The following is an 850-nucleotide window of genomic DNA, read 5'->3' on the forward strand; positions in this document are numbered from 1 at the left end:
TGTCAGTCTCACAGTCAAGCTCCCTTGTGCACTTGCACTCAACACCTGATTGCCAACCAGGCTGAGGGAACCTTTGGGCGCCTCCGTTACATTTTGGGAGGCAACCGCCCCAGTTAAACTACCCACCAGGCACTGTCCCTGAACCAGATCATGGTCCGAGGTTAGATATCCAATACGATCAGAGTGGTATTTCAACAACGACTCCACAGTAACTGGCGTCACCGCTTCACAGTCTCCCACCTATCCTACACAAACCGAACCGAACACCAATACCAAGCTATAGTGAAGGTCCCGGGGTCTTTTCGTCCTGCCGCGCGTAACGAGCATCTTTACTCGTAATGCAATTTCGCCGAGTCTGTGGTTGAGACAGCAGAGAAGTCGTTACGCCATTCGTGCAGGTCGGAACTTACCCGACAAGGAATTTCGCTACCTTAGGATGGTTATAGTTACCACCGCCGTTTACTGGGGCTTAAATTCTCAGCTTCGCCACCGAAGTGACTAACCGGTCCTCTTAACCTTCCAGCACCGGGCAGGCGTCAGTCCGTATACATCGTCTTACGACTTCGCACGGACCTGTGTTTTTAGTAAACAGTCGCTTCTCTCTGGTCTCTGCGACCACACCCAGCTCAGGAAGTAAATTCCATCACCAGACATGGTCCCCCTTCTCCCGAAGTTACGGGGGCATTTTGCCGAGTTCCTTAACCACAGTTATCTCGATCGCCTTAGTATTCTCTACCTGACCACCTGTGTCGGTTTGGGGTACGGGCCGTGTGAAAGCTCGCTAGAGGCTTTTCTCGGCAGCATAGGATCATGGAATTCCCCTCAACGGGTACGCATCACCTCTCAGGCT

1 rRNA gene is annotated in these 850 nt (G+C 52.4%); it reads right to left on the minus strand.

The features are described from left to right. Nucleotides 1–850: ribosomal RNA gene (locus HF877_RS21095) — 23S ribosomal RNA — on the minus strand; the annotation flags it as partial.

Origin of the sequence: Rhodococcus sp. BL-253-APC-6A1W, assembly GCF_012843405.1 — a bacterium.
Taxonomy (GTDB): domain Bacteria; phylum Actinomycetota; class Actinomycetes; order Mycobacteriales; family Mycobacteriaceae; genus Rhodococcus.